Origin of the sequence: Schumannella sp. 10F1B-5-1, assembly GCF_006517535.1 — a bacterium.
Classification (GTDB): domain Bacteria; phylum Actinomycetota; class Actinomycetes; order Actinomycetales; family Microbacteriaceae; genus Schumannella.
Window position 1 is genome coordinate 1 of the sequence record NZ_VHQH01000053.1, and the last position, 202, is coordinate 202.

At 72.3% G+C, this 202-nt stretch carries 1 protein-coding gene; it reads left to right on the forward strand.

What is annotated here, in order from left to right; all coding sequences use genetic code 11:
• A partial coding sequence (locus tag FJ658_RS14980) for an ATP-binding cassette domain-containing protein (protein ID WP_141146204.1) occupies window positions 1-202 on the forward strand: 202 nt, incomplete at both ends.

Genomic DNA, 202 nt, shown 5'->3' on the forward strand with positions numbered 1-202 from the left:
GTGGAGGGCGCGCGGGGCCCTCGACTTCGACGACGTGCGCTTCGCCTACCGCGAGGACCTCGTGGTGCTGCCCGACTTCGAGCTGCACATCCCGGCCGGCCAGACCGTCGCGCTCGTCGGATCGACGGGGGCCGGCAAGTCGACGCTCGCGAAGCTCGTAGCGCGGTTCTACGACCCCACCACGGGGTCGGTGCGGCTCGAC